Source organism: Duganella sp. CF402, assembly GCF_900109645.1.
In the GTDB taxonomy this organism is placed as follows: Bacteria; Pseudomonadota; Gammaproteobacteria; order Burkholderiales; family Burkholderiaceae_D; genus Rugamonas.
Genome location: NZ_FOBG01000001.1, coordinates 3,420,711 through 3,443,370, shown reverse-complemented (window position 1 = coordinate 3,443,370; position 22,660 = coordinate 3,420,711). Strand labels below are relative to the sequence as shown.

24 protein-coding genes are annotated in these 22,660 nt (G+C 66.3%); 15 read left to right on the top strand and 9 right to left on the bottom strand.

Annotated features, from left to right (window positions below):
* Positions 1-163: 163 nt before the first annotated feature.
* A complete protein-coding gene (locus BMZ70_RS15465; protein ID WP_092275977.1) occupies positions 164-2,161 on the bottom strand; it encodes a DNA topoisomerase IV subunit B in 1,998 nt (665 codons plus the stop codon).
* Between the two features lie 210 nt (positions 2,162-2,371).
* On the opposite strand from BMZ70_RS15465, the gene BMZ70_RS15460 reads away from it, so the two are divergent.
* Genes BMZ70_RS15460 through BMZ70_RS15450 form a run of 3 tightly spaced genes read left to right on the top strand, consistent with a single transcriptional unit; the run spans position 2,372 to position 4,003 of the window.
* The gene (locus tag BMZ70_RS15460; protein WP_092275974.1) at positions 2,372-2,680 is read left to right on the top strand and encodes a hypothetical protein; all 309 of its coding nucleotides are present in this window, start codon (positions 2,372-2,374) and stop codon (positions 2,678-2,680) included.
* Positions 2,677-3,255 (top strand): P-loop NTPase family protein, encoded by a 579-nt coding sequence (locus tag BMZ70_RS15455; protein WP_092275971.1) that lies wholly within the window; start codon positions 2,677-2,679, stop codon positions 3,253-3,255. Before BMZ70_RS15460 ends, BMZ70_RS15455 begins: the two co-directional genes overlap by 4 nt.
* A 10-nt stretch (positions 3,256-3,265) precedes the next feature.
* Positions 3,266-4,003 (top strand): TorF family putative porin, encoded by a 738-nt coding sequence (locus tag BMZ70_RS15450; protein ID WP_092275968.1) that lies wholly within the window; start codon positions 3,266-3,268, stop codon positions 4,001-4,003.
* Here the strand turns inward: BMZ70_RS15450 and BMZ70_RS15445 are convergent.
* From BMZ70_RS15445 to dapA, 3 genes are all read right to left on the bottom strand, one after another.
* A complete protein-coding gene (locus tag BMZ70_RS15445; RefSeq protein WP_092275965.1) occupies positions 4,000-4,614 on the bottom strand; it encodes a hypothetical protein in 615 nt (204 codons plus the stop codon). The genes BMZ70_RS15450 and BMZ70_RS15445 overlap by 4 nt on opposite strands.
* Positions 4,615-4,820: 206 nt before the next feature.
* Positions 4,821-5,384, bottom strand: a complete 564-nt coding sequence (locus BMZ70_RS15440) for a hypothetical protein (protein WP_092275962.1) — start codon at positions 5,382-5,384, stop codon at positions 4,821-4,823.
* Positions 5,381-6,346: a 4-hydroxy-tetrahydrodipicolinate synthase gene (gene dapA / locus BMZ70_RS15435; protein WP_092277886.1), complete on the bottom strand. Its 966-nt coding sequence runs from the start codon at positions 6,344-6,346 to the stop codon at positions 5,381-5,383. The genes BMZ70_RS15440 and dapA overlap by 4 nt, the downstream gene beginning before the upstream one ends.
* A 193-nt stretch (positions 6,347-6,539) precedes the next feature.
* On the opposite strand from dapA, the gene BMZ70_RS28585 reads away from it, so the two are divergent.
* Genes BMZ70_RS28585 through kdpE form a run of 7 tightly spaced genes read left to right on the top strand, consistent with a single transcriptional unit; the run spans position 6,540 to position 14,783 of the window.
* A complete protein-coding gene (locus BMZ70_RS28585) occupies positions 6,540-6,641 on the top strand; it encodes a potassium ABC transporter ATPase (protein WP_207231502.1) in 102 nt (33 codons plus the stop codon).
* Positions 6,638-6,727: a potassium-transporting ATPase subunit F gene (locus tag BMZ70_RS15430; RefSeq protein WP_092275960.1), complete on the top strand. Its 90-nt coding sequence runs from the start codon at positions 6,638-6,640 to the stop codon at positions 6,725-6,727. Before BMZ70_RS28585 ends, BMZ70_RS15430 begins: the two co-directional genes overlap by 4 nt.
* A gap of 1 nt (position 6,728) precedes the next feature.
* Entirely contained in the window at positions 6,729-8,492 is a 1,764-nt protein-coding gene (gene kdpA, locus BMZ70_RS15425; RefSeq protein WP_092275957.1) for a potassium-transporting ATPase subunit KdpA, read from the top strand.
* Positions 8,493-8,501: 9 nt separating this feature from the next.
* The gene (kdpB, locus tag BMZ70_RS15420; RefSeq protein WP_092275954.1) at positions 8,502-10,598 is read left to right on the top strand and encodes a potassium-transporting ATPase subunit KdpB; all 2,097 of its coding nucleotides are present in this window, start codon (positions 8,502-8,504) and stop codon (positions 10,596-10,598) included.
* A gap of 10 nt (positions 10,599-10,608) precedes the next feature.
* Positions 10,609-11,190 carry a potassium-transporting ATPase subunit KdpC gene (kdpC, locus tag BMZ70_RS15415; protein ID WP_092275951.1) on the top strand — a complete coding sequence of 194 codons (582 nt, stop codon included), beginning with the start codon at positions 10,609-10,611 and terminating at the stop codon, positions 11,188-11,190.
* 21 nt (positions 11,191-11,211) lie between these two features.
* Positions 11,212-14,082, top strand: coding sequence for a DUF4118 domain-containing protein (locus BMZ70_RS15410; RefSeq protein ID WP_092277884.1), 2,871 nt, complete (start codon positions 11,212-11,214; stop codon positions 14,080-14,082).
* Between the two features lie 5 nt (positions 14,083-14,087).
* Positions 14,088-14,783 (top strand): two-component system response regulator KdpE, encoded by a 696-nt coding sequence (gene kdpE / locus BMZ70_RS15405; RefSeq protein ID WP_092277882.1) that lies wholly within the window; start codon positions 14,088-14,090, stop codon positions 14,781-14,783.
* Here kdpE and BMZ70_RS15400 read toward each other — a convergent pair whose 3' ends face one another.
* Genes BMZ70_RS15400 through BMZ70_RS15390 form a run of 3 tightly spaced genes read right to left on the bottom strand, consistent with a single transcriptional unit; the run spans position 14,784 to position 17,393 of the window.
* Positions 14,784-15,953, bottom strand: coding sequence for a vWA domain-containing protein (locus tag BMZ70_RS15400; RefSeq protein WP_092275948.1), 1,170 nt, complete (start codon positions 15,951-15,953; stop codon positions 14,784-14,786).
* Position 15,954: 1 nt separating this feature from the next.
* On the bottom strand, positions 15,955-16,548 hold the full coding sequence (locus BMZ70_RS15395) for a GNAT family N-acetyltransferase (protein WP_092275945.1): 594 nt from the start codon (positions 16,546-16,548) through the stop codon (positions 15,955-15,957).
* Entirely contained in the window at positions 16,545-17,393 is an 849-nt protein-coding gene (locus BMZ70_RS15390; RefSeq protein ID WP_092275942.1) for an AAA family ATPase, read from the bottom strand. Before BMZ70_RS15390 ends, BMZ70_RS15395 begins: the two co-directional genes overlap by 4 nt.
* A gap of 212 nt (positions 17,394-17,605) precedes the next feature.
* On the opposite strand from BMZ70_RS15390, the gene BMZ70_RS15385 reads away from it, so the two are divergent.
* Positions 17,606-17,944 (top strand): c-type cytochrome, encoded by a 339-nt coding sequence (locus BMZ70_RS15385; protein ID WP_092275939.1) that lies wholly within the window; start codon positions 17,606-17,608, stop codon positions 17,942-17,944.
* An 11-nt stretch (positions 17,945-17,955) separates the two neighbouring features.
* A complete protein-coding gene (locus BMZ70_RS15380) occupies positions 17,956-18,297 on the top strand; it encodes a c-type cytochrome (protein WP_092275936.1) in 342 nt (113 codons plus the stop codon).
* Positions 18,298-18,374: 77 nt separating this feature from the next.
* Here BMZ70_RS15380 and BMZ70_RS15375 read toward each other — a convergent pair whose 3' ends face one another.
* The gene (locus tag BMZ70_RS15375) at positions 18,375-18,800 is read right to left on the bottom strand and encodes a DUF1841 family protein (RefSeq protein ID WP_092275933.1); all 426 of its coding nucleotides are present in this window, start codon (positions 18,798-18,800) and stop codon (positions 18,375-18,377) included.
* 82 nt (positions 18,801-18,882) lie between these two features.
* Here BMZ70_RS15375 and BMZ70_RS15370 point away from each other — a divergent pair, with 82 nt between their 5' ends.
* Positions 18,883-19,464, top strand: coding sequence for a malonic semialdehyde reductase (locus BMZ70_RS15370; RefSeq protein WP_092275930.1), 582 nt, complete (start codon positions 18,883-18,885; stop codon positions 19,462-19,464).
* A 39-nt stretch (positions 19,465-19,503) separates the two neighbouring features.
* Here the strand turns inward: BMZ70_RS15370 and BMZ70_RS15365 are convergent, their stop codons facing one another.
* Positions 19,504-20,112 (bottom strand): RNA pyrophosphohydrolase, encoded by a 609-nt coding sequence (locus BMZ70_RS15365; protein ID WP_092275926.1) that lies wholly within the window; start codon positions 20,110-20,112, stop codon positions 19,504-19,506.
* A gap of 201 nt (positions 20,113-20,313) precedes the next feature.
* Here BMZ70_RS15365 and BMZ70_RS15360 point away from each other — a divergent pair, with 201 nt between their 5' ends.
* A complete protein-coding gene (locus BMZ70_RS15360; RefSeq protein ID WP_092275923.1) occupies positions 20,314-22,050 on the top strand; it encodes a proline--tRNA ligase in 1,737 nt (578 codons plus the stop codon).
* Complete coding sequence (locus tag BMZ70_RS15355) at positions 22,050-22,646, top strand: lytic transglycosylase domain-containing protein (protein ID WP_092275920.1); 597 nt, start codon at positions 22,050-22,052, stop codon at positions 22,644-22,646. The genes BMZ70_RS15360 and BMZ70_RS15355 overlap by 1 nt, the downstream gene beginning before the upstream one ends.
* The last annotated feature ends 14 nt before the right edge of the window (positions 22,647-22,660 follow it).

Genomic DNA, 22,660 nt, shown 5'->3' with positions numbered 1-22,660 from the left:
CTGGACTTCTTCCGGCGCCGGTTCGTCAAAGAGATTTGCTTGAGTCATAGTGTGTATGCTTGTGTTGTCTGTCCCTCGTCGTTCCGGCGTAGGCCGGAACCCATGCGGCGCGTCTTGGCCGGCTCAGCATGGATTCCGGCCTGCGCCGGAATGACGGTGTGCGTCAAATATCGGCTTCAGCTTCGTTGCCGTGTTCCTCGATCCAGGCGCGGCGCGCGGCCGCTTCGCCTTTCCCCATCAGCATATTGAAGCGCGCCGCCGATTCGCCGTGGCCGTAGCCGCCCAGCGACACCGGCAACAGGCGGCGGGTGTCCGGATTCATGGTGGTTTCCCACAGCTGCTCGGCGTTCATCTCGCCCAGACCCTTGAAGCGCGAGATCGACCAGGCGCCTTCCTTCAGGCCGTCCTTGCGCAGCTTGTCCTCGATCGCCACCAGTTCGCCGTCGTCGAGCGCGTACAGTTTCTGGATCGGCTTCTTGCCGCGCGCCGGCGCGTCGACGCGGTACAGCGGCGGACGGGCGATGCAGATGTTGCCGTTGGCGATCAGGCCGGGGAAGTGGCGGAAGAACAGCGTCAGCAGCAGCACCTGGATGTGCGAGCCGTCGACGTCCGCATCGGACAGGATGCAGATTTTGCCGTAGCGCAGACCCGACAGGTCGGGCGTGTCGTGCACGGTGTGCGGGTCGACGCCGATCGCCACCGAGATGTCGTGGATCTCGTTGTTGGCGAACAGGCGGTCCTTGTCGGTCTCCCACGAATTGAGCACCTTGCCGCGCAGCGGCAGGATGGCCTGGAATTCCTTGTCGCGGCCCATCTTGGCCGAGCCGCCGGCCGAGTCGCCCTCGACCAGGAACAGTTCGGTGCGGTCGGCCTCGTTCGATTCGCAGTCGGTCAGCTTGCCCGGCAGGACCGCCACGCCCGAGGATTTCTTCTTCTCGACTTTTTGCGCCGAGCGCAGGCGCGATTGCGCCTGCTTGATCACCAGCTCGGCCAGCTTCTTGCCGTAGTCGACGTGGTGGTTGAGCCACAGCTCCAGCGCCGGCTTGGAGAAGCTCGACACCAGCCGCACGGCGTCGCGCGAATTCAGGCGTTCCTTGATCTGGCCCTGGAACTGCGGGTCGAGCACCTTGGCCGACAGCACGAACGAGGCGCGCGCGAACACGTCCTCCGGTAGCAGCTTGACGCCTTTCGGCAGCAGCGAGTGCATCTCGACGAAGTTCTTGACCGCGCCGTACAGGCCCTCGCGCAGGCCCGATTCGTGGGTGCCGCCGTTGGGCGTGGGGATCAGGTTGACATACGATTCGCGCACGATGGCGCCTTGCTCGGTCCAGGCCACCACCCACGACGCGCCTTCGCCCTCGGCGAAGCCTTCGGCGTCGGGGCCGGCGAACTGCTCGCCCTCGAACAGCGGGATCAGGGTCTCGCCGTCGGTCGCTTGCGCCAGCGCCTCGGTCAGGTAGCCGCGCAGGCCGTCCTTGTACTGCCAGGTCTGCGATTCGCCGGTCTTGGCGTTGTTCAGCGTGACCGACACGCCCGGCAGCAGCACCGCCTTGGAGCGCAGCAGGCGTTGCAGCTCGACCTGCGAGATGGCCGAGGAGTCAAAATATTTGGCGTCCGGCCAGGCGGTGACGCGGGTGCCGGACTTCTTGCCGTCGCGCGGCGCCACCACGGAGGTCAGCGGCTCGACCACGTCGCCGTTTTCAAACACCAGGTGGTGCAGGCCGGTGCCGTTGGGCTCCTTGCGCCACACCGTGATCTCCAGGCGCTTGGACAGCGCGTTGGTGACCGATACGCCGACGCCGTGCAGGCCGCCGGAGAAGGCGTAGGCGCCGCCGCTGCCCTTGTCGAATTTGCCGCCGGCGTGCAGGCGCGTAAACACGATTTCCACCGTCGGCACGCCTTCTTCCGGGTGCAGGCCGACCGGGATGCCGCGGCCGTCGTCTTCGACCGTGATGCTGCCGTCGGCGTTCTGGGTGACGACGATGGTGCTGCAATTGCCGCCCAGCGCTTCGTCGGCGGCATTGTCGATCACTTCCTGGATGATGTGCAGCGGATTCTCGGTGCGGGTGTACATGCCCGGGCGTTGCTTGACGGGCTCCAGGCCCTTGAGGACGCGGATGGATGATTCGCTGTAGTCGGAAACGGGTTTTTTAGTGGCCATACGAGCAAGCTTGTTTTCTTGATACTGGGTTTATGTACAGTTCATGCATTGTTTGCGTATTCTATCCTCAACTGCGCAGGCTGCGCGGCAAAAATTGCGCAGCGCGCAATTTATACACGATGTTTACAACGCAGGCAGGCCTTTTTAGACCGTTTTTACGGGTTGGCCGATAAGCTTTCCGGTATCGAAACGCTGAACCGGAGCTTAGTCATGCACGCTTATTTCCACACCCAGGCCGCCCAGCGCCGCGCCAAACCGGCGCCGCGCGCCTGCCTGATGCTGCTGACCGTGGAGGCGGCCGCGCTGGGCGAGCTGCGGGCGCTGGTGGTGCGCACCTGCGGCGACGCCATGCAATTCATGCGGGTGCAAGCGTGCGACCACGGCGAGCGGGCCAAGGTCTGGCTGTGCCTGTCGCGCGCGCTGGCCGGGCAGGTGATGGTGGCGGTGATGCGGGCCTTGCCGGGCGCCGAATTCGGCCGCATGACGCCGCTGGCGGCGCCGTCGCGGGGGCTGGCGTGATCGTCGCCATCGCCGGCGCGTGCGGCGTGGCCGGGCAGGCCATCGTCGCCAACAACCTGGCCTTGCTGCGGGCGCGCGCCGGACGGCGCGTGCTGTTGCTCGATACCGCGCCGCGCGCGGCGTCATGCGCGTGGTGCAGCGAGATGGCGGCGGCCGGCGTCAAGCCGCAGCTGGCGGCGCGCGCCATTACCGGCCGCGCGCTGCTGGACCAGCTGGAACTGCTGCGCAGCCGCTACAACGACATCGTGATCGACACCGAGGGCCGCGACACCGCCGATTCGCGTGCCGCGCTGATCGCCGCGCGGCTTGCGGTGGTGCCGGTGACGCCGGGACAGGTCGATCTGGGCAGCCAGTACCAGCTGATTGCCCGTCTCAATGCCGCGCGCATGTTCAATCCGGGCTTGCGCGTGCTGTTTGTACTGGTCGGCGTGGACGGCGCGCCCAGCGACGAGGAGCGCGCCGCGGTGCGCGCCTTCGTGGCGCGGGTGATGTCGGCCACGCTGGCCGGCACCATCATTCGCGGCGCCGCGCCGGCCGACATGGACGCGCTGTACCGCGAAGTTTTTAACCACTGATAGGACTATTATGAAAAAGTTTGTACTCGTCGCGGCGCTGGCTGCTGTGTTTTCCGCTCACGCCGAGGAGGCGGCGCCGGCCGCCGTGCCGGACAACGCGGTCAGCTTCAACGTGGCGGCGGTCAGCGACTACCGTTATCGCGGCATTTCGCAAACGCGCTTGCAGCCGGCTTTGCAGGGCGGCGCGGATTATGTGAATAATCCAACCGGCCTGTATGCGGGCGCGTGGGCGTCGACCATCACCTGGATCAAGGATGCGGGCGGCGACGGCAGCGTGGAGCTGGACCTGTACGCCGGCAAGCGCGGGCAGGTGGCCGAGGCGGTGTCCTATGACGTTGGCGTGCTGACCTATGTGTATGCGTCCAACGCGCTGCCGGTCAGCGCCAACACCACCGAGGTCTACGGCCAGTTGGGCTACGGCCCGGCCTATGTGAAGTATTCGCACGCCGTGACCAATCTGTTCGGCTTTGCCGACAGCAAGAACAGCGGCTACCTGGACCTCGGCGCCAATATCGATGCGGGCGAGGGCTGGACTGTCAACCTGCATGCCGGCCGCCAGCAAGTGAAGCACAACGATGCGGCGTCCTATACCGACTGGAAGCTGGGCGTGAGCAAGGACTTCGGCGTGCTGACCGGCGCGCTGGCGGTGATCGGCACCAATGCGCAAGAGCCGGCCTACACCTCGGCCGCCAACAGCAAATTCCTCGGCAAGACCGCGCTGCAGCTGACCATCAGCAAGGTGTTCTAGGAAGAGGGGCGGCGCGCTGCTGCGTGCTGCCCGTGCTGCTTGCCGTGCTTGCGGCGCTTTCCTTTCCGGCTGCGCTTGACGGTTTGGCCTGAGGCGCCAGCGCTGTGCCGGGCGGGCGGTTTTGCCGGCGCTGCGGGCACGGCGGCGGCTGGCTGCGGGTCGGCGGCGCCAAACAGGCGCGCGATCTGGGTTTTTTGCTGCGCGCGGCAGGTGTCAGCCAGTATCCATTGCTCGCTGCCCGGAAAACGCAGCCAGACGGCCTTCCAGGCGTTGCGGTTGCCGCTGCCCTTCAGGTTGGCAAAGGCGGACGGCGACAGCGTTTGCTCGCCGCTGCGGATTTCGCTGCCCTGCACCACGGCGAAATACGGCGTGCGGCCAAAGCTGGCGCGCAGCCGGGTGCCTTCCGGCAGAAAGACTTGCTTCCATTGATAACCGGTGTCGGTCACGGCCTGCTGTTGCAGCTGCGCCGCCGGCTGCGGTTTCATATAGGCGCGAATGGCGTCGCAAATGGGCGCTTCCATTTCCAAGCCGCACCAGTGCAGCCCGGTAAAGGCGCCAAATTCCTCCATTAGTTCATTCGGCAAGCGGTAGGGAAAGCTGAAGGTACCCATGATGGGGGTCTCCGAAAATGGCGTTTTACTAAGCGCTACTAATTCCGGCTAAGCGTTACTAAAGCGCGCTATGGTTTACTAAAATATCTGTGGTGCATATGTATTAGAGCGGGCATGCGCGCTTTTAGTTCCGAATATCGGCATTTAGTTGTGGGTAGTACGGAGTAGGCAATTTTAGTAAAACGCCGAAAAAAAAGACCCCCACCCTATATCCTCCCGGCAGGGCGGAAAATTTCGCGGTAGAGGTGGCGGACCTCTGGAGCGCAGAGTTTGCGCTCCTGCTTGTGGGCCGGCAGTTCGAGTTCGCTGTGGCGCGTGTGGTAGGTGCTGGCGCTGTCGTCGAGCACCAGCGTGTCGGCCAGGCGGGCGTGCGGCAGTTGGGCCACAAACACCAGCAGGCTGCCCGCTTGATGCGCGGTGAGCGGACGGCGGCCATGCGCCACCGTCACCAGCACGCGGGTAGCGGGATTGGCCCGCTGCGCCAGTTGCAGGCGCGCCAGCAGCAGCGCGCAATCGTCCTGCCGTTCCAGCGCTTCCGGCCGCAGCAGCGCCAGAATCACGCCCGCCCGCGCCAGCGCGGCATCGGCCTTGGGCGCACCTTGCGGGGCGGCGTTGACCACCAGATCGTCGTACAGCTGCGCATCGTAAGCGCCGGGATTCGGCGCCACCAGCAGTACGCGCTTGCCGGCCGCCACGCGCAGCATGGCCAGATCTTCGGCCAGATCGGCGACGGCGCTGTCGCCGTCCACACCAGTGAGGGCGACGATCATTTGGCCACCACGGCGTGAGCCAGCGAATAGCGTGCCGCGCCATGTGCCGTCGCAGGCGCTGCAGCCGCCGGGGCGGCGCGGTAGGCCGGCAGCGCGTCGAGCGCTTCCAGCGCTGCTGCCAGCCGGCCCTTGCAGGCGGTGGTGGCGGCCACCATTGGCAGGCGCAGTTCATCGCGCAGCAAGCCTTGCATCGACAGCGCGGCTTTCAGCGGCGCCGGATTCGGCTCGGAGAACAGCAACTGCATCATCGGCAGCAGCGCGGCCGCCAGCGTGCGCGCCTCGGCCAGGCGCTGCGCGCGCACCAGGTCATACAGCTGCACATACAAATCGGTGCGGATATGCGCCGATGCCGAAATCGCCCCGTGCGCGCCGCCGCACAGCGCGGCGAACAGCAGCACATCGTCGCCGCACAGCACCGACAACGGCGTCTGCTGCACCAGGGCGGTGATCTGGCCCAGGCTGCCGCCGGCCTCCTTGATGGCGGCGAACTGCGGCCGCTGCGCCAGCCTGCGCGCGGTGGCCAGCTCAAGATGCACACCGGTGCGCGCCGGCACGTTGTACAGCACGATGGGGCGGCCGGTGGCACCGGCGATGGTCTCGAAGTGGCGCAGCAAACCTTCCTGCGACGGCCGCACGTAAGCCGGCGTGGACACCAGATAGCCGGCCAGTTCCGCGTCATCAAACTCCAGCACCCGGCTGGCGGCGGCGAAGGTATCGCTGCCGCCTATGCCCATCAAGACCGGGCAGCGCTTGCGCGCCACCTCCAGCACCGCCGCCAGCGCCGCGCTCTGCTCGGACAAGTCCAGCTGCGGCGCCTCGCCGGTGGTGCCGCACACCACCAGCCCGTGGGCGCCGTCGTCGATCACGCGCTCGGCCAGCCGCTGCAGGCGCGCCAGATCCAGTTCGCCGTGCAGCATCGGCGTGACCAGCGGCACCCAGATGCCGTGTAAACAAGTGTCCATGATGTTCATCGGTAGTTGCGATGGATCCAGCGTAGCGGGCGGCCCGTAAAAACGTTCTCAATAATCGCGCGCCGCCCGTAAACAAGCCGTAAATTTTTACGCTTTGTTTACACCCCGGCGCCAAGTCTTTACACCATCTTTAGACCGCTTTGGCTAACCTTCCCGGTATCAAAACGAGACCTGTGAGGGTGTGATGGACTTTGTATTTATCGGCGCTACGGCGCTGTTTTTCCTGCTGACGGTGGCGATGGCCGCCGGCTGCGACAAGTTGAGCGCGCCGGGAGGCCAGCCATGAACACGTTCTATGTGATCGGCGCGATCGCGTCGGCCTGCCTGCTGGTGTATCTGGTGGCGGCCCTGCTGAAAGCGGAGGACCTGTAACATGACCACGCAATCTATCGTGCTGTTGATCGTCTTCCTGGCCGTGCTGCTGGCAATGGCCTGGCCGCTCGGCATCCTGCTGGCGCGTGTTGGCGACGCCGGTGCCGCCGCCGTGCCGGGCCTGCGCTGGATGGCGCGCATCGAACACCTGATCTACCGCGCCGCCGGCGTCGATCCCAAGCAGGGACAAGGCTGGAAGTCGTACGCCGTGTCGCTGCTGCTGTTCAGCGTGATCGGCGCGCTGGTCACCTACGGCCTGCAGCGGGTGCAGGTCTGGCTGCCGCTCAACCCACAAGCGCTGGGCAATGTCAGCCCGGATTCGGCGTTCGACACCGCCGTCAGCTTTGTCGCCAACACCAACTGGCAGGGCTACAGCGGCGAGCAGACCATGAGCTACCTGACCCAGATGCTGGTGCTGGCGGCGCAGAACTTCTTCTCGGCCGCCACCGGCATGGCGGTGGCCTATGCGCTGATCCGCGGCTTTGCCTCGCGCTCGGCCAAATCGATCGGCAATTTCTGGGTCGACATCACGCGCTGCACCTTGTACGTGCTGTTGCCGCTGTCGCTGTTGTTCGCGGTGTTCCTGATGGGGCAGGGCGTGATCCAGAACTTCTCGGCCTACAAAGAAGTGCAACTGCTCGATCCCGTCAGCTACAACGTGTCGCCCACCGAAACCGCAGTCGCCGCCACGCAAACCATCGCAATGGGCCCGGTGGCCTCGCAGGAAGCGATCAAGATGCTGGGCACCAATGGCGGCGGCTTCTTCAACGCCAACTCGGCGCACCCGTATGAAAACCCGACCGCGCTGACCAACTTCGCCCAGATGCTGGCGATCTTCCTGATCCCGGCCGGCCTGTGCTTCGCCTTCGGCCGCATGGTCGGCGACCAGCGCCAGGGCTGGGCGGTGCTGGGCGCGATGACCATCCTGTTCGTGGCGTGCACGCTGGCCGTGCTGGGCGCCGAGCAGGCCGCGCATCCGGGCCTGCAGGCGCTCAACGTCGACCAGACGGCCAGCGCGCTGCAGGCCGGCGGCAACATGGAAGGCAAGGAGACGCGCTTCGGCATCAGCGCCTCGGCGCTGTTCGCGGCCGTCACCACCGCCGCCTCGTGCGGCGCGGTCAACGCCATGCACGACTCCTTCATGCCGGTCGGCGGGCTGGTGCCGATGCTGCTGATCCAGTTCGGCGAAGTGATCTTCGGCGGCGTCGGCTCCGGCCTGTACGGCATGCTGGTCTTCGCCATCATGGCGGTGTTCATCGCCGGCCTGATGATAGGCCGCACGCCGGAATACCTGGGCAAGAAAATCCAGGCCTATGAAATGAAGATGACCGCGATCGCCATCCTGGTGACGCCGACGCTGGTGCTGGCCGGCACCGCGATTGCCGTGCTGTGCGCGGCCGGCACGGCCGGCATCGCCAATCCGGGCGCGCACGGCTTCTCGGAAATCCTGTACGCCTTCAGCTCGGCCGCCAACAACAACGGCAGCGCGTTTGCCGGGCTGTCGGCCAACACGCCGTTCTACAACAGCATGCTGGCGGTGGCCATGTGGTTCGGCCGCTTCGCCATGATCGTGCCGATCCTGGCGATCGCCGGCGCGCTGGCCGGCAAGCAGCGCCTGGCCGCCAACGCCGGCACCATGCCGACCCACGGCGCCATGTTCATCGGCCTGCTGTGCGGCGTGGTGGCGCTGGTCGGCGTGCTCAATTACGTGCCGGCGCTGGCGCTCGGGCCGGTCGTCGAACACCTGCAGTTGTTTGCCCAATAAGGAGTCACCATGTCACAAGCGAGTACATTGTTTACCAATCCGCCGGCCAGGAAGCTGCGCATGTTCGAGTCGACGCTGGTGCTGCCGGCCATCGCCGACGCCTTCCGCAAGCTGCATCCGCGCACCCAGTTGCGCAGCCCGGTGATGTTCGTGGTCTACATCGGCAGCATCCTCACCACCCTGCTGGCGGCGCAGGCGCTGGGCGGGCAGGGCGAGGCGCCGTTCGGCTTCATCGCCGCCACCGCCGTGTGGCTGTGGTTCACGGTGTTGTTTGCCAACTTCGCCGAAGCGCTGGCCGAGGGCCGCAGCAAGGCGCAGGCGGCGTCGCTGCGCAGCCTGAAGCAAAGCGTGACGGCCAAGAAGCTGGCCACGCCCAAGCATGGCACCACCTGGCTGCCGGCGCCGGCGCTGGAACTGCGCAAGGGCCACTATGTGCTGGTCGAAGCGGGCGACGTGATCCCGGTCGACGGCGAAGTGATCGAAGGCGTGGCCTCGGTCGACGAAAGCGCCATCACCGGCGAATCGGCGCCGGTGATCCGCGAGTCGGGCGGCGATTTTTCGTCCGTCACCGGCGGTACGCGCGTGCTGTCGGACTGGCTGGTGGTGCGCGTCTCCGCCAATCCGGGCGAGACCTTCCTCGACCGCATGATCTCGATGGTGGAAGGCGCCAAGCGCCAGAAGACGCCCAACGAAATCGCCCTGACCATCCTGCTGGTGGCGTTGACCATCGTGTTTCTGGTGGTGACCGTGACCCTGCTGCCGTTCTCGCTGTTTTCGGTGGCCGCCGCCGGCAGCGGCGCGCCGGTGACCATCACGGTGCTGATCGCGCTCTTGGTGTGCCTGATCCCGACCACCATCGGCGGCCTGCTGTCGGCGATCGGCGTGGCCGGCATGAGCCGCATGATGCAAGCCAATGTGATCGCCACCTCGGGCCGCGCGGTGGAGGCGGCCGGCGACGTCGACGTGCTGCTGCTCGATAAAACCGGCACCATCACCCTGGGCAACCGCCAGGCCGCCGCCTTCGTGCCGGCGCCGGGCGTGTCCGAGCAGCAGCTGGCCGACGTGGCGCAACTGGCCTCGCTGGCCGACGACACGCCGGAGGGGCGCAGCATCGTGGTGCTGGCCAAGCAGAAGTTCAACCTCCGCGAGCGCGAGATGGCGGCGCTGAACGCGGTGTTCGTGCCGTTCACCGCGCAGACGCGCATGAGCGGCGTCGATATCGCAGAACGTGCGATCCGCAAGGGCGCGGCCGACACCGTGCGCAAGTATGTGGCGTCGCTGGGCCAGCCGTATCCGGCCGAGGTGGCGCGCGCGGTGGACGACATCGCGCGCCGCGGCAGCACGCCGCTGGTGGTGGTCGACGGCGGCCGGGTGATGGGCGTGGTCGAGCTGAAGGACATCGTCAAGGGCGGCATCAAGGAGCGCTTCGCCGAACTGCGCCGGATGGGCATCAAGACCGTGATGATCACCGGCGATAATCAGCTGACCGCCGCCGCGATTGCCGCCGAAGCGGGCGTGGACGACTTCCTGGCCGAAGCCACGCCGGAAGACAAGCTGAAACTGATCCGCAGCTACCAGTCCGAGGGCCGGCTGGTCGCGATGACCGGCGACGGCACCAACGACGCCCCGGCGCTGGCGCAGGCCGACGTCGCGGTGGCGATGAACTCGGGCACGCAGGCGGCCAAGGAGGCCGGCAACATGGTCGACCTGGATTCGAATCCGACCAAGCTGCTGGAGATCGTCGAAATCGGCAAGCAGATGCTGATGACGCGCGGCTCGCTGACCACCTTCTCGATCTCGAACGACATCGCCAAATACTTCGCCATCATCCCGGCGGCGTTTGTCGGCACCTACCCGCAGCTGAAGGCGCTCGACATCATGCACCTGGCCAGCCCGGCGTCGGCCATCATGTCGGCGGTGATCTTCAACGCGCTGATCATCATGGTGCTGATCCCGCTGGCGCTGAAAGGCGTGCGCTACCGCGCGATCGGTGCGGTGGCCCTGCTGCGCCGCAACCTGCTGTTGTACGGCGTGGGCGGCATCGTCCTGCCATTCATCGGCATCAAGGCCATCGACCTGCTGCTGGCCGCATTCAATCTTGTATAAGGAGGCCGTCATGGCATCGCAACTTCGTCCCGCCCTCACCGTGTTTGCCGCACTGACCCTGGTGTGCGGCGTGCTGTACCCGCTGGCCGTGACCGGCATCGGCGCGGCCGCCTTCCCGCAACAGGCGGCCGGCAGCATCGTCGAGGTGGACGGCAAGGCGGTCGGCTCGTCGCTGATCGGCCAGGCCTTCACCTCGCCGCAGTACTTCTGGGGCCGGCCATCGGCCACCACGCCGATGCCCAACAACGCGGCCGGTTCCGGCGGCGCCAACCAGGGCCCGACCAACCCGGCCTTGCTGGACGCCGTCAAAGGCCGCATCGAGGCGCTGCGTGCGGCCGATCCGTCCAACAGCGCCGCCATCCCGGTCGACCTGGTGACCGCCTCGGCCAGCGGCCTCGATCCCGAGATCAGCGTGGCGGCGGCGCGCTACCAGGCCGGCCGCGTGGCCGCCGCGCGCCATATCGGCGTCGAGCAGGTGCTGGCGCTGATCGCGCGCGAGACGCGGCCGCAGTACCTGGGCTTCTTCGGCGAGGCGCGCGTCAACGTGCTGGCGCTGAACCTGGCGCTGGCGCGAGCGCGTTCGCGCGGCTGAGCGTAAAATCGCGGCATGGCCATGTTCCCCTCCGACTCCGTCCGACCCGATCCCGCGCGACCTGACCCCGACGCCCTGCTGGCGCAGGTGCAGGCGCAGGAGCGCAAGGCCGCGCGCGGCAAGCTGCGCATCTACTTCGGCGCCTCGGCCGGCGTCGGCAAGACCTGCGCCATGCTGGCCGCCGCGCGCCAGCTGCACGACAGCGGCCAGCCGGTGCTGGTCGGCGTGGTCGAAACCCACGGCCGCGCCGACACCGCCGCCATGCTGGCCGGCCTGCCGCAGCTGGCGCCGCGCGCGGTGGCCTATCGCGGCAAGCAGCTGGCCGAATTCGACCTCGACGCCGCGCTGGCCCTGCAGCCGCCCCTGATCCTGATGGACGAACTGGCGCACTCCAACGCGCCCGGCTCGCGCCATCCGAAGCGCTGGCAGGATATCGAGGAACTGCTGGAGGCCGGTATCGACGTGCTCACCACCGTCAACGTGCAGCACCTGGAAAGCCTGAACGACGTGGTGGGCGGCATCACCGGCATCCGCGTGGCCGAGACGGTGCCCGACACCGTGTTCGACCAGGCCGACGAAGTGGTGCTGGTCGACCTGCCGGCCGACGAACTGCTGGCGCGCCTGCAGGGCGGCAAGGTGTACCAGGCGGCGCAGGCCGCGCGCGCCGCCAGGAACTTCTTCCGCAAGGGCAACCTGATCGCGCTGCGCGAGCTGGCGCTGCGGCGCACCGCCGACCGCATCGAGGGCGATGTGCGGGCGTATCGGGTCGAACAGTCGATCGCCGAGATCTGGAAGACCGGGGCGGCGCTGCTGGCCTGCGTCGGCCCGCGCGCCGACGGCGAGCACACGGTGCGCAGCACGGCGCGCCTGGCCAGCCAGCTGGGCACCGGCTGGCACGCGGTGTACGTCGAGACGCCGGCCTTGCAACGGCTGCCGGCCGCGCAGCGCGAGCAAATTCTGAAAAACCTGAAGCTGGCCGAGGAGCTCGGCGCGGCCACCGCCGTGCTGGCGGGGCAGGATATCGCCGCCACAGTGCTGGAGTATGCGCGCGGTCATAACCTGTCCAAGCTGGTGCTGGGGCGCGCGCACCGCAGCGCGTGGCCGCAGCCGTGGCGCGCGCCGCACATCAAGCGGCTGGCGCGCTACGCGCCGGACCTCGACCTGATCGAAATCGGCGTGCCGCGCAACCCGGCGCCCGGCGCCCGCGCGGCAGGGGGGAGCGAGGCCGACGGCGCTGCGCGCGGCGCCTGGCCGGGCGGCTGGGGCGGCGCCTCCGCCGCCGACCACGATGCCGACGCGGCCAGTGCGGCCGGTATCGGCGGCGAGGGCGGCGAGGGCGGCGTTGCGGCGCCGGGCCGGCGGCGGGCGGTGGGCTACCTCGCGGCGGCGGCCGCCAGCGTGGCCACCGCGCTGGCGGCCACGCCCTTGCTGGCCTACCTCGACCTGGCCAACATCGCCATGCTGTTCCTGCTGGTGGTGGTGCTGGTGGCGGTGCGCTTCGGGCGCGGGCCGTCGGTGCTGGCGACCTGCTGCAGCGTGGCCTGCTTCGACTTCTTCTTCGTGCCGCCGCGCTTTACGCTGGCCATCAGCGACTTCCAGTACCTGATCACCTTCGTGGTGATGCTGGCCGTGGGCCTGATCACCGGCCACCTGACGGCCGGCCTGCGCTTCCAGGCCCGCGTCGCCGCGCAGCGCGAACGGCGTGCGCGCGCGTTGTACGAATTCGCCCGCGAGCTGTCCGGCGTGCTGCAGACCGAACAAATCTTCGACAGCACCCGCAGCGTGCTGCAGCGCGCCTTCCGCGCGCGCGCCACGCTGCTGCTGCCGGACGCCGACGGCCGCCTGCAAGCGCCGCCGCTGACGGCCGCCGAGCTGGCCACCAGCGCGCCGCTGTCGGTGCTCGACACCGGCATCGCCCAATGGGCCTACGACCGCGCCGAGCCGGCCGGGCTGGGCACCGGCACCTTGCCGGCCAGCCGCATCTTCTACCTGCCGCTGGTGGCGCCGATGCGCACGCGCGGCGTGCTGGCGATCGAGCCGCGGCAGCGGCGCTGGCTCTTGATCCCGGAACAGCGCCAGCAGCTGGACACCTTCGCCGCGCTGGCCGCCATCGCGCTGGAACGCGTGCACTACATCGAAGTGGCGCAGCAGGCGCTGGTCAGCATGGAGTCCGAGCGCTTGCGCAACTCGCTGCTGGCCGCCTTGTCGCACGACCTGCGCACGCCACTGACCTCGCTGGTCGGCCTGTCCGAAGGGCTGGCCGGTTCGACGCCGGCGCTGAGCGCGGCGCAGCAGGAGACGGCGCAGGCGCTGCACGCCGAAGCGCTGCGCATGAGTACAAGGGTGGCCAACCTGCTGGACATGGCGCGCCTGCAGAGCGGCGAAGTCAAACTCCATCTGGAATGGCAGCCGCTGGAAGAGGTGGTGGGGAGTGCTTTGCGCGCCAGCGCCGCCCAGTTGACGGCGCACCGCGTCAGCACCGCGCTGGCGCCGGACCTGCCGCTGGTGCGCTACGATGCGGTGCTGATCGAGCGGGTGCTGGCCAACCTGCTGGAAAACGCCGCCAAGTACACGCCGCCCGGCGCGCGCATCGCCATCCGCGCCGCGCTGCACGGCGCCTGGCTGCAAGTGACGGTGGCCGACGACGGTCCGGGCTTGCCGCCGGGCCGCGCCGAGCTGCTGTTTGAAAAATTCACGCGCGGCGAGCGCGAATCGGCCAAGCCGGGCGTGGGACTGGGGCTGGCGATCTGCCGCGCCATCGTCGAAGCGCACGGCGGCAGCATCAGCGCCGCCAACGAAGTCGCCAACGAAGCCGCCGGCGGCGCCGCCTTCACCTTTACCCTGCCGTTGGGCACACCGCCGGCCATGCCGGACGAGGAAGCATATGAGTGATCAAGATGACTGACAGCGCGCCGACCGCCTTGCTGGTCGAAGACGAACCGCAAATCCGCCGCTTCGTGCGCGCCGCGCTGGAGCAGGAGGGCTGGCAGGTGCACGAGGCGGCCGGCCTGCAGCGCGGCCTGATCGACGCCGGCACGCGCCAGCCCGACCTGATCGTGCTCGACCTCGGGCTGCCGGACGGCGACGGCGTCGACTTCGTCGCCGACTTGCGCAAATGGTCGACGGTGCCGGTGATCGTGCTGTCGGCGCGCGTCAGCGAAGCCGAGAAAATCCGCGCGCTCGACGCCGGCGCCGACGACTACCTGACCAAGCCATTCGGCACCGGCGAACTGCTGGCGCGGGTGCGCGCCACCTTGCGCCGCCAGCGCCAGCCGGCCGCCGCCAGCGATGGCCTGATCCGCTTCGGCGAAGTGACGCTGGACTTGCAGCAGCGCCGCGTCACGCGCAACGGCGAGCATGTGCACCTGACGCCGACCGAATACCGGCTGCTGGCGGTGCTGGCCGGCAATGCCAACCGGGTGATGACCAACCCGCAGCTGCTGCGCGCCGTGTGGGGGCCGTCGCAGGCCGAGAACGGCCACTACCTGCGCATCTACATGGGCCACCTGCGCCACAAGCTGGAAGCCGACCCGACCCAGCCACGGTATCTGCTAACGGAAACGGCCGTCGGCTACCGCCTGCAGCTGCCTTGACTACTTGCTGAGCGTGCGCATGGCGCGTTCGAGGCCGTCCATCGTCAGCGGGAACATGCGGTTGTTCATCAACTGGCGCATGATGCCGATCGACTGGCGGTACTGCCAGATATTCTCCGGCTCCGGATTGAGCCAGATGAACTTGGGGAAGGCGGCCGTGAAGCGTGCCAGCCAGGCGCTGCCCGCCTCCTCGTTGTTGTACTCGACCGAGCCGCCCGGCTGCAAAATCTCGTAGGGGCTCATGGTGGCGTCGCCGACGAAAATCAGCTTGGTATCGGGCGGGTACTTGCGCAGGATATCCCAGGTCGGGAAGCGCTCCGAATGGCGGCGCCGGTTGTTCTTCCACACATAATCGTAGACGCAGTTGTGGAAGTAGAAGAACTCCATGTTCTTGAACTCCGACTTCGAGGCCGAGAACAATTCCTCGGTGCGTTCGATATGGTCGTCCATCGTGCCGCCGACGTCGAACAGCATCAGCACCTTGATATTGTTCTTGCGCTCGGGCTGCATCTTGATATCGAGGTAGCCGGCGTTGCTGGCGGTGGCGCGGATGGTGTCGTCCAGCGCCAGTTCCTCGGCCGCGCCCTGGCGCGCGAACTTGCGCAGGCGCCGCAGCGCCACCTTGATATTGCGCGTGCCGATTTCGCGCTCGCCGTCGTAGTCCTTGTAGCTGCGCGCCTCCCACACTTTGACGGCCGAGCGGTTGCCGCCCTTGCCGCCGATGCGGATGCCTTCCGGGTTGGTGCCGCCGTGGCCGAACGGCGAAGTGCCGCCGGTGCCGATCCACTTGTTGCCGCCCTCGTGGCGTTCCTTCTGCTCCTTGAGCAGCTCCTTGAGGCGGTCCATCAGCTTGTCGTAGCCGAATTTTTCCAGCGCCTCGATCTGCTCGGGCGTGAGCTCGCGCTTCATGCGCTGCACCAGCCAGTCCAGCGGCACGCTGCCGTTGTCGTCGAAGCGGGCGGCGATGCCCTTGAAATACAGGCCGAAGGCGCGGTCGAACTTGTCGAAGTGGGCTTCGTCCTTCACCAGCGTCAGGCGCGCGAGGTAGTAAAAGTCGTCGAGCGAACCGCTGATGACTTGTTTTTGCATGGCTTCCAGCAGCGTCAGGAATTCCTTGATGCTGACCGGGACTTTGGCGTCCTTGAGCGTGAAGAAAAAATCGATCAGCATGTCATTCCATCCCGTGCTGCGCCAGCTTGTAGCGCAGGTGCGCCTTGATCTCGGCCCACTCGCCGGCGGCGATGCTGTACATGACGGTGTCGCGCACGGTGCCGTCGCGGCGCAGCGCGTGATGGCGCAGCACGCCGTCCTTCCTGGCGCCGAGCCGCTCGATCGCGGCCTGCGAGGCGTGGTTGAAATTATCGGTGCGCAGGCCGACCAGCGCCGCGCCCAGCGTCTCGAACGCGTGCGTCATCAGCAGCAGCTTGCAGGTGGTGTTGACGTGGGTGCGCTGCCAGCGTTTGGCGTACCAGGTGTAGCCGATTTCGAGCCGGCCGATGTCGGGCACGATGTCGTGGTAGCTGGTGGTGCCGATCAAGGTGCCGCTGGCGGTGTCGATCACGGCAAACGCCAGCCGGGTAGGGCGCTGCTGGCTGGCCTTGTGGATGTAGGCGTCCACCTCGTCCGGCGCCGGCACCGAGGTGATGCGCAAGTTCCACAATTCGCCGTCGCCGGCGGCCGCGCGCAAGCCGTCGGCGTGGTGCGCGCCCAGCGGCTCCAGGCGCACGCCGTGCAGTTCCAGCGTGGCAGGCAGGACGGTATTCATCGGTTGGTCCGCGACATGAACACCAGGCGCTCGAACAGGTGGACATCCTGCTCGTTCTTGAGCAGTGCGCCGTGCAGCGGCGGCACGATGGCCTTCTGGTCCTGGCTGCGCAGCGCTTCCGGCGGGATGTCCTCGGCCATCAGCAGCTTGAGCCAGTCGAGGAACTCCGAGGTCGACGGCTTCTTCTTCAGGCCCTGCACCTCGCGCAGTTCATAGAAGGTTTGCAGCGCCTGCGCCAGCAATTCCTGCTTCAGGTGCGGGTAGTGCACCTGGACGATCTGCTCCATCGTGTCGCGGTCGGGGAATTTGATGTAGTGGAAGAAGCAGCGGCGCAGGAAGGCGTCCGGCAGTTCCTTCTCGTTGTTGGAGGTGATGATCACCAGCGGGCGGTGCTTGGCCTGCACCATCTCGCGCGTCTCGTAGACGTAGAACTCCATGCGATCGAGCTCGCGCAGCAGGTCGTTGGGGAACTCGATGTCGGCCTTGTCGATCTCGTCGATCAAGAGCACCACCGGCTCCGGCGCGGTGAAGGCCTGCCACAGCACGCCCTTGACGATGTAGTTGTGGATATCGCGCACGCGCTCGTCGCCGAGCTGGGAGTCGCGCAGGCGCGACACGGCGTCGTACTCGTACAGGCCCTGCTGGGCCTTGGTGGTCGATTTGACGTGCCACTGCATCAGCGGCATATTGAGCGCGGCGGCCACTTCCTCGGCCAGCATGGTCTTGCCGGTGCCGGGTTCGCCCTTGATCAGCAGCGGGCGTTGCAGGGTGAGGGCGGCGTTGACGGCCAGTTTCAGGTCGGCCGTGGCGACGTACTGGTCGGAGCCTTCAAAACGTGCTTGCATGTGCGTGGTCCAGAATGAAAAAGATAAAACAGTATAGGGGGAAACGCTAGAGCCGGTGCTCGACTTGGCGGTGGCGCCCGGTGGCGGCTTTGTTGTTTCTGGAAAGTACTTGGGTTAGAATCCCTGCACAAATAGTACAAAAGTCAATATAGTGACACCGTGGTAGAAGTATCCGATATACAGCAGTATCCGATTACTTACTTAGAGACACCATGAAAAAACTCACCGCACTCCTCGTGCTCGCAGGCTTGACTCACGTCGCCGTTGCTGCGGAAGTTGTGGGCAATGCCCAGAACGCCAAGGCCAAGATAGAAATGTGTATCGGCTGCCACGGCATTCCCGGCTACAAAGCCACCTTCCCTGAAGTGTACCAAGTGCCGATGATCGGCGGCCAGTCGGCCAAATACATCGAGAGTGCGTTGCAGGCCTACAAAAAAGGGGACCGCAAGCATCCGTCCATGAAGGGCATCGCGGCCAGCCTGTCGGACCAGGACATCGCCGACGTGGCGGCGTTCTACTCGCAGCAGACCCGTAGCGCCGACCCGAAATGAGGACTGAGTACATGAAAAAACTGATCGCTGTAGTGGGCATCGCCCTGATGGCCGGCGCCGCGCAGGCGGGCGGCAACGTCGACGCGGGCAAGGCGCTGACCGAGAAATACGCGTGCTTCAGCTGCCACGGCAAGGACTTCAACACCCCGATCGACCCCAGCTATCCGAAGCTGGCCGGCCAGCACCGGGATTATCTTGAGCACGCGCTGACCGCCTACAAGCGCGGCGACGGCGCCAACGGCCGCAACAACGCCATCATGACCGGCCAGGTCAAGCCGCTGAGCAACCAGGACATCAAGGACGTCGCGGCCTACCTGCACAGCCTGCCCACCAGCCTGGCCACCCACCGCTAACCGCGTCGTTCCGGCGCAGGCCGGAACCCAATCTTGCGCGGCCTGACCTTGGATGCCGGCCTTCGCCGGCACGACTTCTAGAGGCGGCGCTTGATTGCTTCGATGTAGGCGAGGCCGTCGGGCTGGGTGCCGGTGCGCTGGGCGTTCCAGATCATCTCGCCCAGGCATTCCATGATTTCATGCTGCGCCGCGTGCGCGTCGTCGAGCTTGAGCGTGAGTTCGGTCGCCAGTCCCCGGATGCCGGGCGGCTGGTCGATCGAGATTTGCTCGTCGATCGACAGGTGCATCGACAGGTGCAAAAACGGATTGGCCTGCGCGCCCTCGACCTGGTAGTCGCGGGTGAGCGCGGTCTCGACGTCGCTCAGGACGTCGTGGTACTCGGGATGGTGGCGGATCCAGTCGGACGCCATCGTCTCGAGCGGCGTCAGGATTTCATTGGCGCGCTGCTTGCGGAAGGTCTCGCAGAAAAAGCGGCGCACATCGTCGGAAGAGGGATTAAACATGGCGCCATTGTACCTCTTGCCGGAGGCGGGCATGGTGTGCGGGCTGTTATGATGCCACCTTCACCAACTTGACGAGCAGACCATGCTGAACCAATCCGCCCTCGATACCCTGTTCTACAACGCCCACACCCACAACGGCTGGCAAGACCGCGCCGTCACCGATGCACAGCTGCAGCAGCTGTACGACGCGCTGCGCTGGGCGCCGACCGCCGCCAACGGTTCGCCGGCGCGGCTGGTGTTCGTGCGTTCGGCCGAGGCCAAGGCCAAGCTGGCGCCGGCGCTGTCGGAAGGCAACCTGGCCAAGACGCTGGCCGCGCCGGTCACGGTGATCGTCGGCATGGACCTGGAGTTCTACGAGAAGCTGCCGCAGCTGTCGCCAGCGGTCGATGCGCGCTCGTGGTTTGCCGGCAACGACGCGGCGATCCAGTCGACCGCCTTCCGCAATTCCTCGCTGCAGGGCGGCTACCTGATCCTGGCGGCGCGCGCGCTGGGCCTGGACGTCGGCCCGATGTCGGGCTTCGACAACGCCAAGGTCGACGCGGCCTTCTTTGCCGGCACCGCCATCAAGTCCAACTTCATCTGCAACATCGGCTACGGCGACCCGGCCAAGATCCGCCCGCGCGCGCCGCGCCTGGCGTTCGACGAGGCGTGCCAGATTCTGTAAGCGAAAAAAAAACGGGACAGCACGCTGTCCCGTTTTGCTTTACTTCTTCTCTTCCTCCGCCGCGCAGGCCGGCACGGCGGCCGGCGCCGCTGGCGCACTGCCATTGGCCGTGCGCGGCGCATGCGGCTGGCGCAGATAGCGCGAACCGTGTTGCCGGCGGTCGTGCCCATTCGGCGGCCAGGTCAGGAAGCGTGACAGCTCCTGCAAGGCGCGCTGATAGACCTCGCGCTTGAATTCAATCACGACATCGAGCGGCACCCAGTAGTCATGCCAGCGCCAGGCGTCAAATTCCGGATGGTCGGTCAACCGCAGGTTGACGTCGTTGTCCCGGGCGCACATGCGCAACAGGAACCAGATCTGCTTCTGGCCACGGTAGTGGCCGCGGATTTCCCGCTTGATGAAATGGTCCGGCACCTCATAGCGCAGCCAGTCGCGGGTGCGACCGACAATCTTGACGTGCTCGGCCCGCAGACCGATCTCCTCTTCCAGCTCCCGGTACATCGCCTGTTCCGGCGTTTCTCCATATTTGATGCCGCCTTGCGGAAACTGCCATGAGTGCTCGCGCACCCGCTTGCCCCACCACACCTCGTTATGGGCGTTCAGCAGGATGATGCCGACGTTGGGGCGGAACCCTTCCCGATCGAGCATATTGCACCTCAAACTTTCTGCGACTGTGAGCCCTCTTATATTTTTGTCCACAAAAAGGCCGCCCACCGGGCATTTCCGGGTAGGAAAGCGGTGGCAGGGCCGATTATTGAACGCATTTGTATAAAGTATGGACGCATCAGCCAGCTAATCCTTTAAAATTAGGTTGATTATAACCCTCTCTTTTTAAAAAGAATTCACCGTATGCGCGCGTCACGTTTTTTTATTTCCACGCTTAAAGAAGCTCCTTCCGATGCCGAGATCGTCAGCCATCAGTTAATGATGCGCGCCGGCATGATCAAACGCCTGGGTTCCGGCATTTACACCTACATGCCGATGGGCCTGAAAATCATCCGCAAGGTGGAAGCCATCGTGCGCGAAGAGATGAACCAATCGAGCGCCATCGAGCTCCTGATGCCCCTGATCCAGCCGGCCGAGCTGTGGCAGGAGACCGGCCGCTGGGACAAGATGGGCGCCGAACTGCTGCGCGTGAAAGACCGCCACGGCCGCGAATTCGCGTTCCAGCCGACCGCCGAGGAAGTGATCACCGATGTTGTCCGTTCGGAAATTAAATCGTACCGTCAACTTCCGTTGAATTTTTACCACATCCAGACCAAATTCCGGGACGAGCGCCGTCCACGCTTCGGCCTGATGCGCGGCCGCGAGTTCACCATGAAGGATGCCTACTCGTTCGACCGCGACCTGGCCGGCATGCAAGCCTCGTACAAGATCATGTATGACGCCTATGTGCGCATTTTCAACCGCTTCGGCCTGAAGTTCCGTGCGGTAGCAGCCGATAACGGCGCCATCGGCGGCACCGGTTCGCACGAATTCCACGTGATCGCCTCCACCGGCGAAGACGCGCTGGTGTACTGCCCGAGCTCGGACTACGCGGCCAATATGGAAGCGGCCGAAGCGCTGCCAATCAACGCCAGCCGTCCGGCCGCGTCGCAGGCGCTGACCAAGACCGCCACGCCGAACGCCACCAAGTGCGAAGCCGTGGCCGAGCTGCTCAAGCTGCCGCTGGCAAACACCGTCAAGACCATCGCCCTGACCGTCGAGCAGGAAGCCGACGGCAAGGTCAGCAAGCAGTACTTCATGCTGCTGCTGCGCGGCGACCACGAGCTGAACGAAGTCAAGGTCGGCAAGGTGCCGGGCCTGGCCGCGCACCGCTTCTCGACCGAGGCGGAGATCCTCGAAGTGTACGGCTGCGTGCCGGGCTACCTGGGCCCGATCGGCACCAAGGCCCCGGTCACCGTGGTGGCCGACCGCACCGTGGCCAACATGGCCGATTTCGTCTGCGGCGCCAACGACGCCGGCTACCACTACACCGGCGCCAACTGGGGCCGCGACTGCGCCGAGCCGACCCTGGTGGCCGACCTGCGCAACGTGGTCGAAGGCGACGCTTCGCCGGACGGCAAGGGCGTGCTGGCGATCGAGCGCGGCATCGAAGTGGGCCACGTGTTCCAGCTGGGCACCGCCTACTCGGAAGCCATGAAAGCCACTTTCCTGGACGAGAACGGCAAACCGGCGCCGCTGCAGATGGGCTGCTACGGCATCGGCATCACCCGCATCCTGGGCGCGGCGATCGAGCAGAACTACGACGACAAGGGCATCATCTGGCCGGCCGCGCTGGCGCCGTTCGAGCTGGTGCTGTGCCCGATGGGCATGGACCGCAGCGTAGCGGTCAAGGAAGCGGCCGAGAAGCTGTACGCCGACGCGGTGGCGGCCGGCATCGACGTCATCATCGACGACCGTGGCCACCGTCCGGGCCAGATGTTTGCCGACTGGGAGCTGATCGGCGTGCCGCACCGCGTGGTGATCGGCGACCGCGGCCTGAAGGAAGGCAACCTGGAATACCAGGGCCGCCGCGACACCGAGGCGACCGCCGTGCCGGTGGCCGACATCCTCGGCTTCATCAAAGGCAAAATGGCGCAGTGATGAACGCGCTGTCGCGCTGGCTGGCCGTGGCGCTGCTGTTGGCAGCAGCGCCGCTGGCGCTGGCCGGCAACCAGAAGGAAGAAGCGCTGGCCGACTCGGTGCGGCTGGCGCTGTCGAACGCCATCAAGGACGCCACGCCGCCGACGCCGACCTTCCGCAATCCGTCCGACCAGGCGCGCTACCAGAACTGGCTGGAGACCATGTCCTACCGGCTCAAGCGCAAGCTGCCGGACGACCAGACCCGCAACGAATTCCTCGCCACCGTATGGTATGAAGCGCGCCGCGCCGGGCTCGATCCGGGCATGGTGCTGGGCTTGATCCAGGTGGAGTCGGCCTACCGCAAATACGCCGTCTCGATCGTCGGCGCGCGCGGCTACATGCAGGTGATGCCGTTCTGGACCAATGTGATCGGCGACCGCAACCGCCGGGCGCTGTTCGACATGCAGACCAATCTGCGCTACGGCTGCGCCATCCTGCGCATGTATCTCGATATGGAAGCGGGGAATCTGTACCTGGCGCTGGGCCGCTACAACGGCAGCCGGGGCAAGCCCGAGTATCCGAATGCGGTGCTGAAGGCGTGGAATAACTGGAAATAAAAAAACCGGGAAGT

Excerpts from the sequence above, each read along its gene's own strand:
- BMZ70_RS15465 (WP_092275977.1), bottom strand. The coding sequence starts at position 2,161 with ATGGCCACTAAAAAACCCGTTTCCGACTACAGCGAATCATCCATCCGC.
- BMZ70_RS15460 (WP_092275974.1), top strand. The coding sequence starts at position 2,372 with ATGCACGCTTATTTCCACACCCAGGCCGCCCAGCGCCGCGCCAAACCG.
- BMZ70_RS15450 (WP_092275968.1), top strand. The coding sequence starts at position 3,266 with ATGAAAAAGTTTGTACTCGTCGCGGCGCTGGCTGCTGTGTTTTCCGCT.
- BMZ70_RS15445 (WP_092275965.1), bottom strand. The coding sequence starts at position 4,614 with ATGGGTACCTTCAGCTTTCCCTACCGCTTGCCGAATGAACTAATGGAG.
- BMZ70_RS15440 (WP_092275962.1), bottom strand. The coding sequence starts at position 5,384 with ATGATCGTCGCCCTCACTGGTGTGGACGGCGACAGCGCCGTCGCCGAT.
- dapA (WP_092277886.1), bottom strand. The coding sequence starts at position 6,346 with ATGGACACTTGTTTACACGGCATCTGGGTGCCGCTGGTCACGCCGATG.
- BMZ70_RS28585 (WP_207231502.1), top strand. The coding sequence starts at position 6,540 with ATGGACTTTGTATTTATCGGCGCTACGGCGCTGTTTTTCCTGCTGACG.
- BMZ70_RS15430 (WP_092275960.1), top strand. The coding sequence starts at position 6,638 with ATGAACACGTTCTATGTGATCGGCGCGATCGCGTCGGCCTGCCTGCTG.
- kdpA (WP_092275957.1), top strand. The coding sequence starts at position 6,729 with ATGACCACGCAATCTATCGTGCTGTTGATCGTCTTCCTGGCCGTGCTG.
- kdpB (WP_092275954.1), top strand. The coding sequence starts at position 8,502 with ATGTCACAAGCGAGTACATTGTTTACCAATCCGCCGGCCAGGAAGCTG.
- kdpC (WP_092275951.1), top strand. The coding sequence starts at position 10,609 with ATGGCATCGCAACTTCGTCCCGCCCTCACCGTGTTTGCCGCACTGACC.
- BMZ70_RS15410 (WP_092277884.1), top strand. The coding sequence starts at position 11,212 with ATGTTCCCCTCCGACTCCGTCCGACCCGATCCCGCGCGACCTGACCCC.
- kdpE (WP_092277882.1), top strand. The coding sequence starts at position 14,088 with ATGACTGACAGCGCGCCGACCGCCTTGCTGGTCGAAGACGAACCGCAA.
- BMZ70_RS15400 (WP_092275948.1), bottom strand. The coding sequence starts at position 15,953 with ATGCTGATCGATTTTTTCTTCACGCTCAAGGACGCCAAAGTCCCGGTC.
- BMZ70_RS15395 (WP_092275945.1), bottom strand. The coding sequence starts at position 16,548 with ATGAATACCGTCCTGCCTGCCACGCTGGAACTGCACGGCGTGCGCCTG.
- BMZ70_RS15390 (WP_092275942.1), bottom strand. The coding sequence starts at position 17,393 with ATGCAAGCACGTTTTGAAGGCTCCGACCAGTACGTCGCCACGGCCGAC.
- BMZ70_RS15385 (WP_092275939.1), top strand. The coding sequence starts at position 17,606 with ATGAAAAAACTCACCGCACTCCTCGTGCTCGCAGGCTTGACTCACGTC.
- BMZ70_RS15380 (WP_092275936.1), top strand. The coding sequence starts at position 17,956 with ATGAAAAAACTGATCGCTGTAGTGGGCATCGCCCTGATGGCCGGCGCC.
- BMZ70_RS15375 (WP_092275933.1), bottom strand. The coding sequence starts at position 18,800 with ATGTTTAATCCCTCTTCCGACGATGTGCGCCGCTTTTTCTGCGAGACC.
- BMZ70_RS15370 (WP_092275930.1), top strand. The coding sequence starts at position 18,883 with ATGCTGAACCAATCCGCCCTCGATACCCTGTTCTACAACGCCCACACC.
- BMZ70_RS15365 (WP_092275926.1), bottom strand. The coding sequence starts at position 20,112 with ATGCTCGATCGGGAAGGGTTCCGCCCCAACGTCGGCATCATCCTGCTG.
- BMZ70_RS15360 (WP_092275923.1), top strand. The coding sequence starts at position 20,314 with ATGCGCGCGTCACGTTTTTTTATTTCCACGCTTAAAGAAGCTCCTTCC.
- BMZ70_RS15355 (WP_092275920.1), top strand. The coding sequence starts at position 22,050 with ATGAACGCGCTGTCGCGCTGGCTGGCCGTGGCGCTGCTGTTGGCAGCA.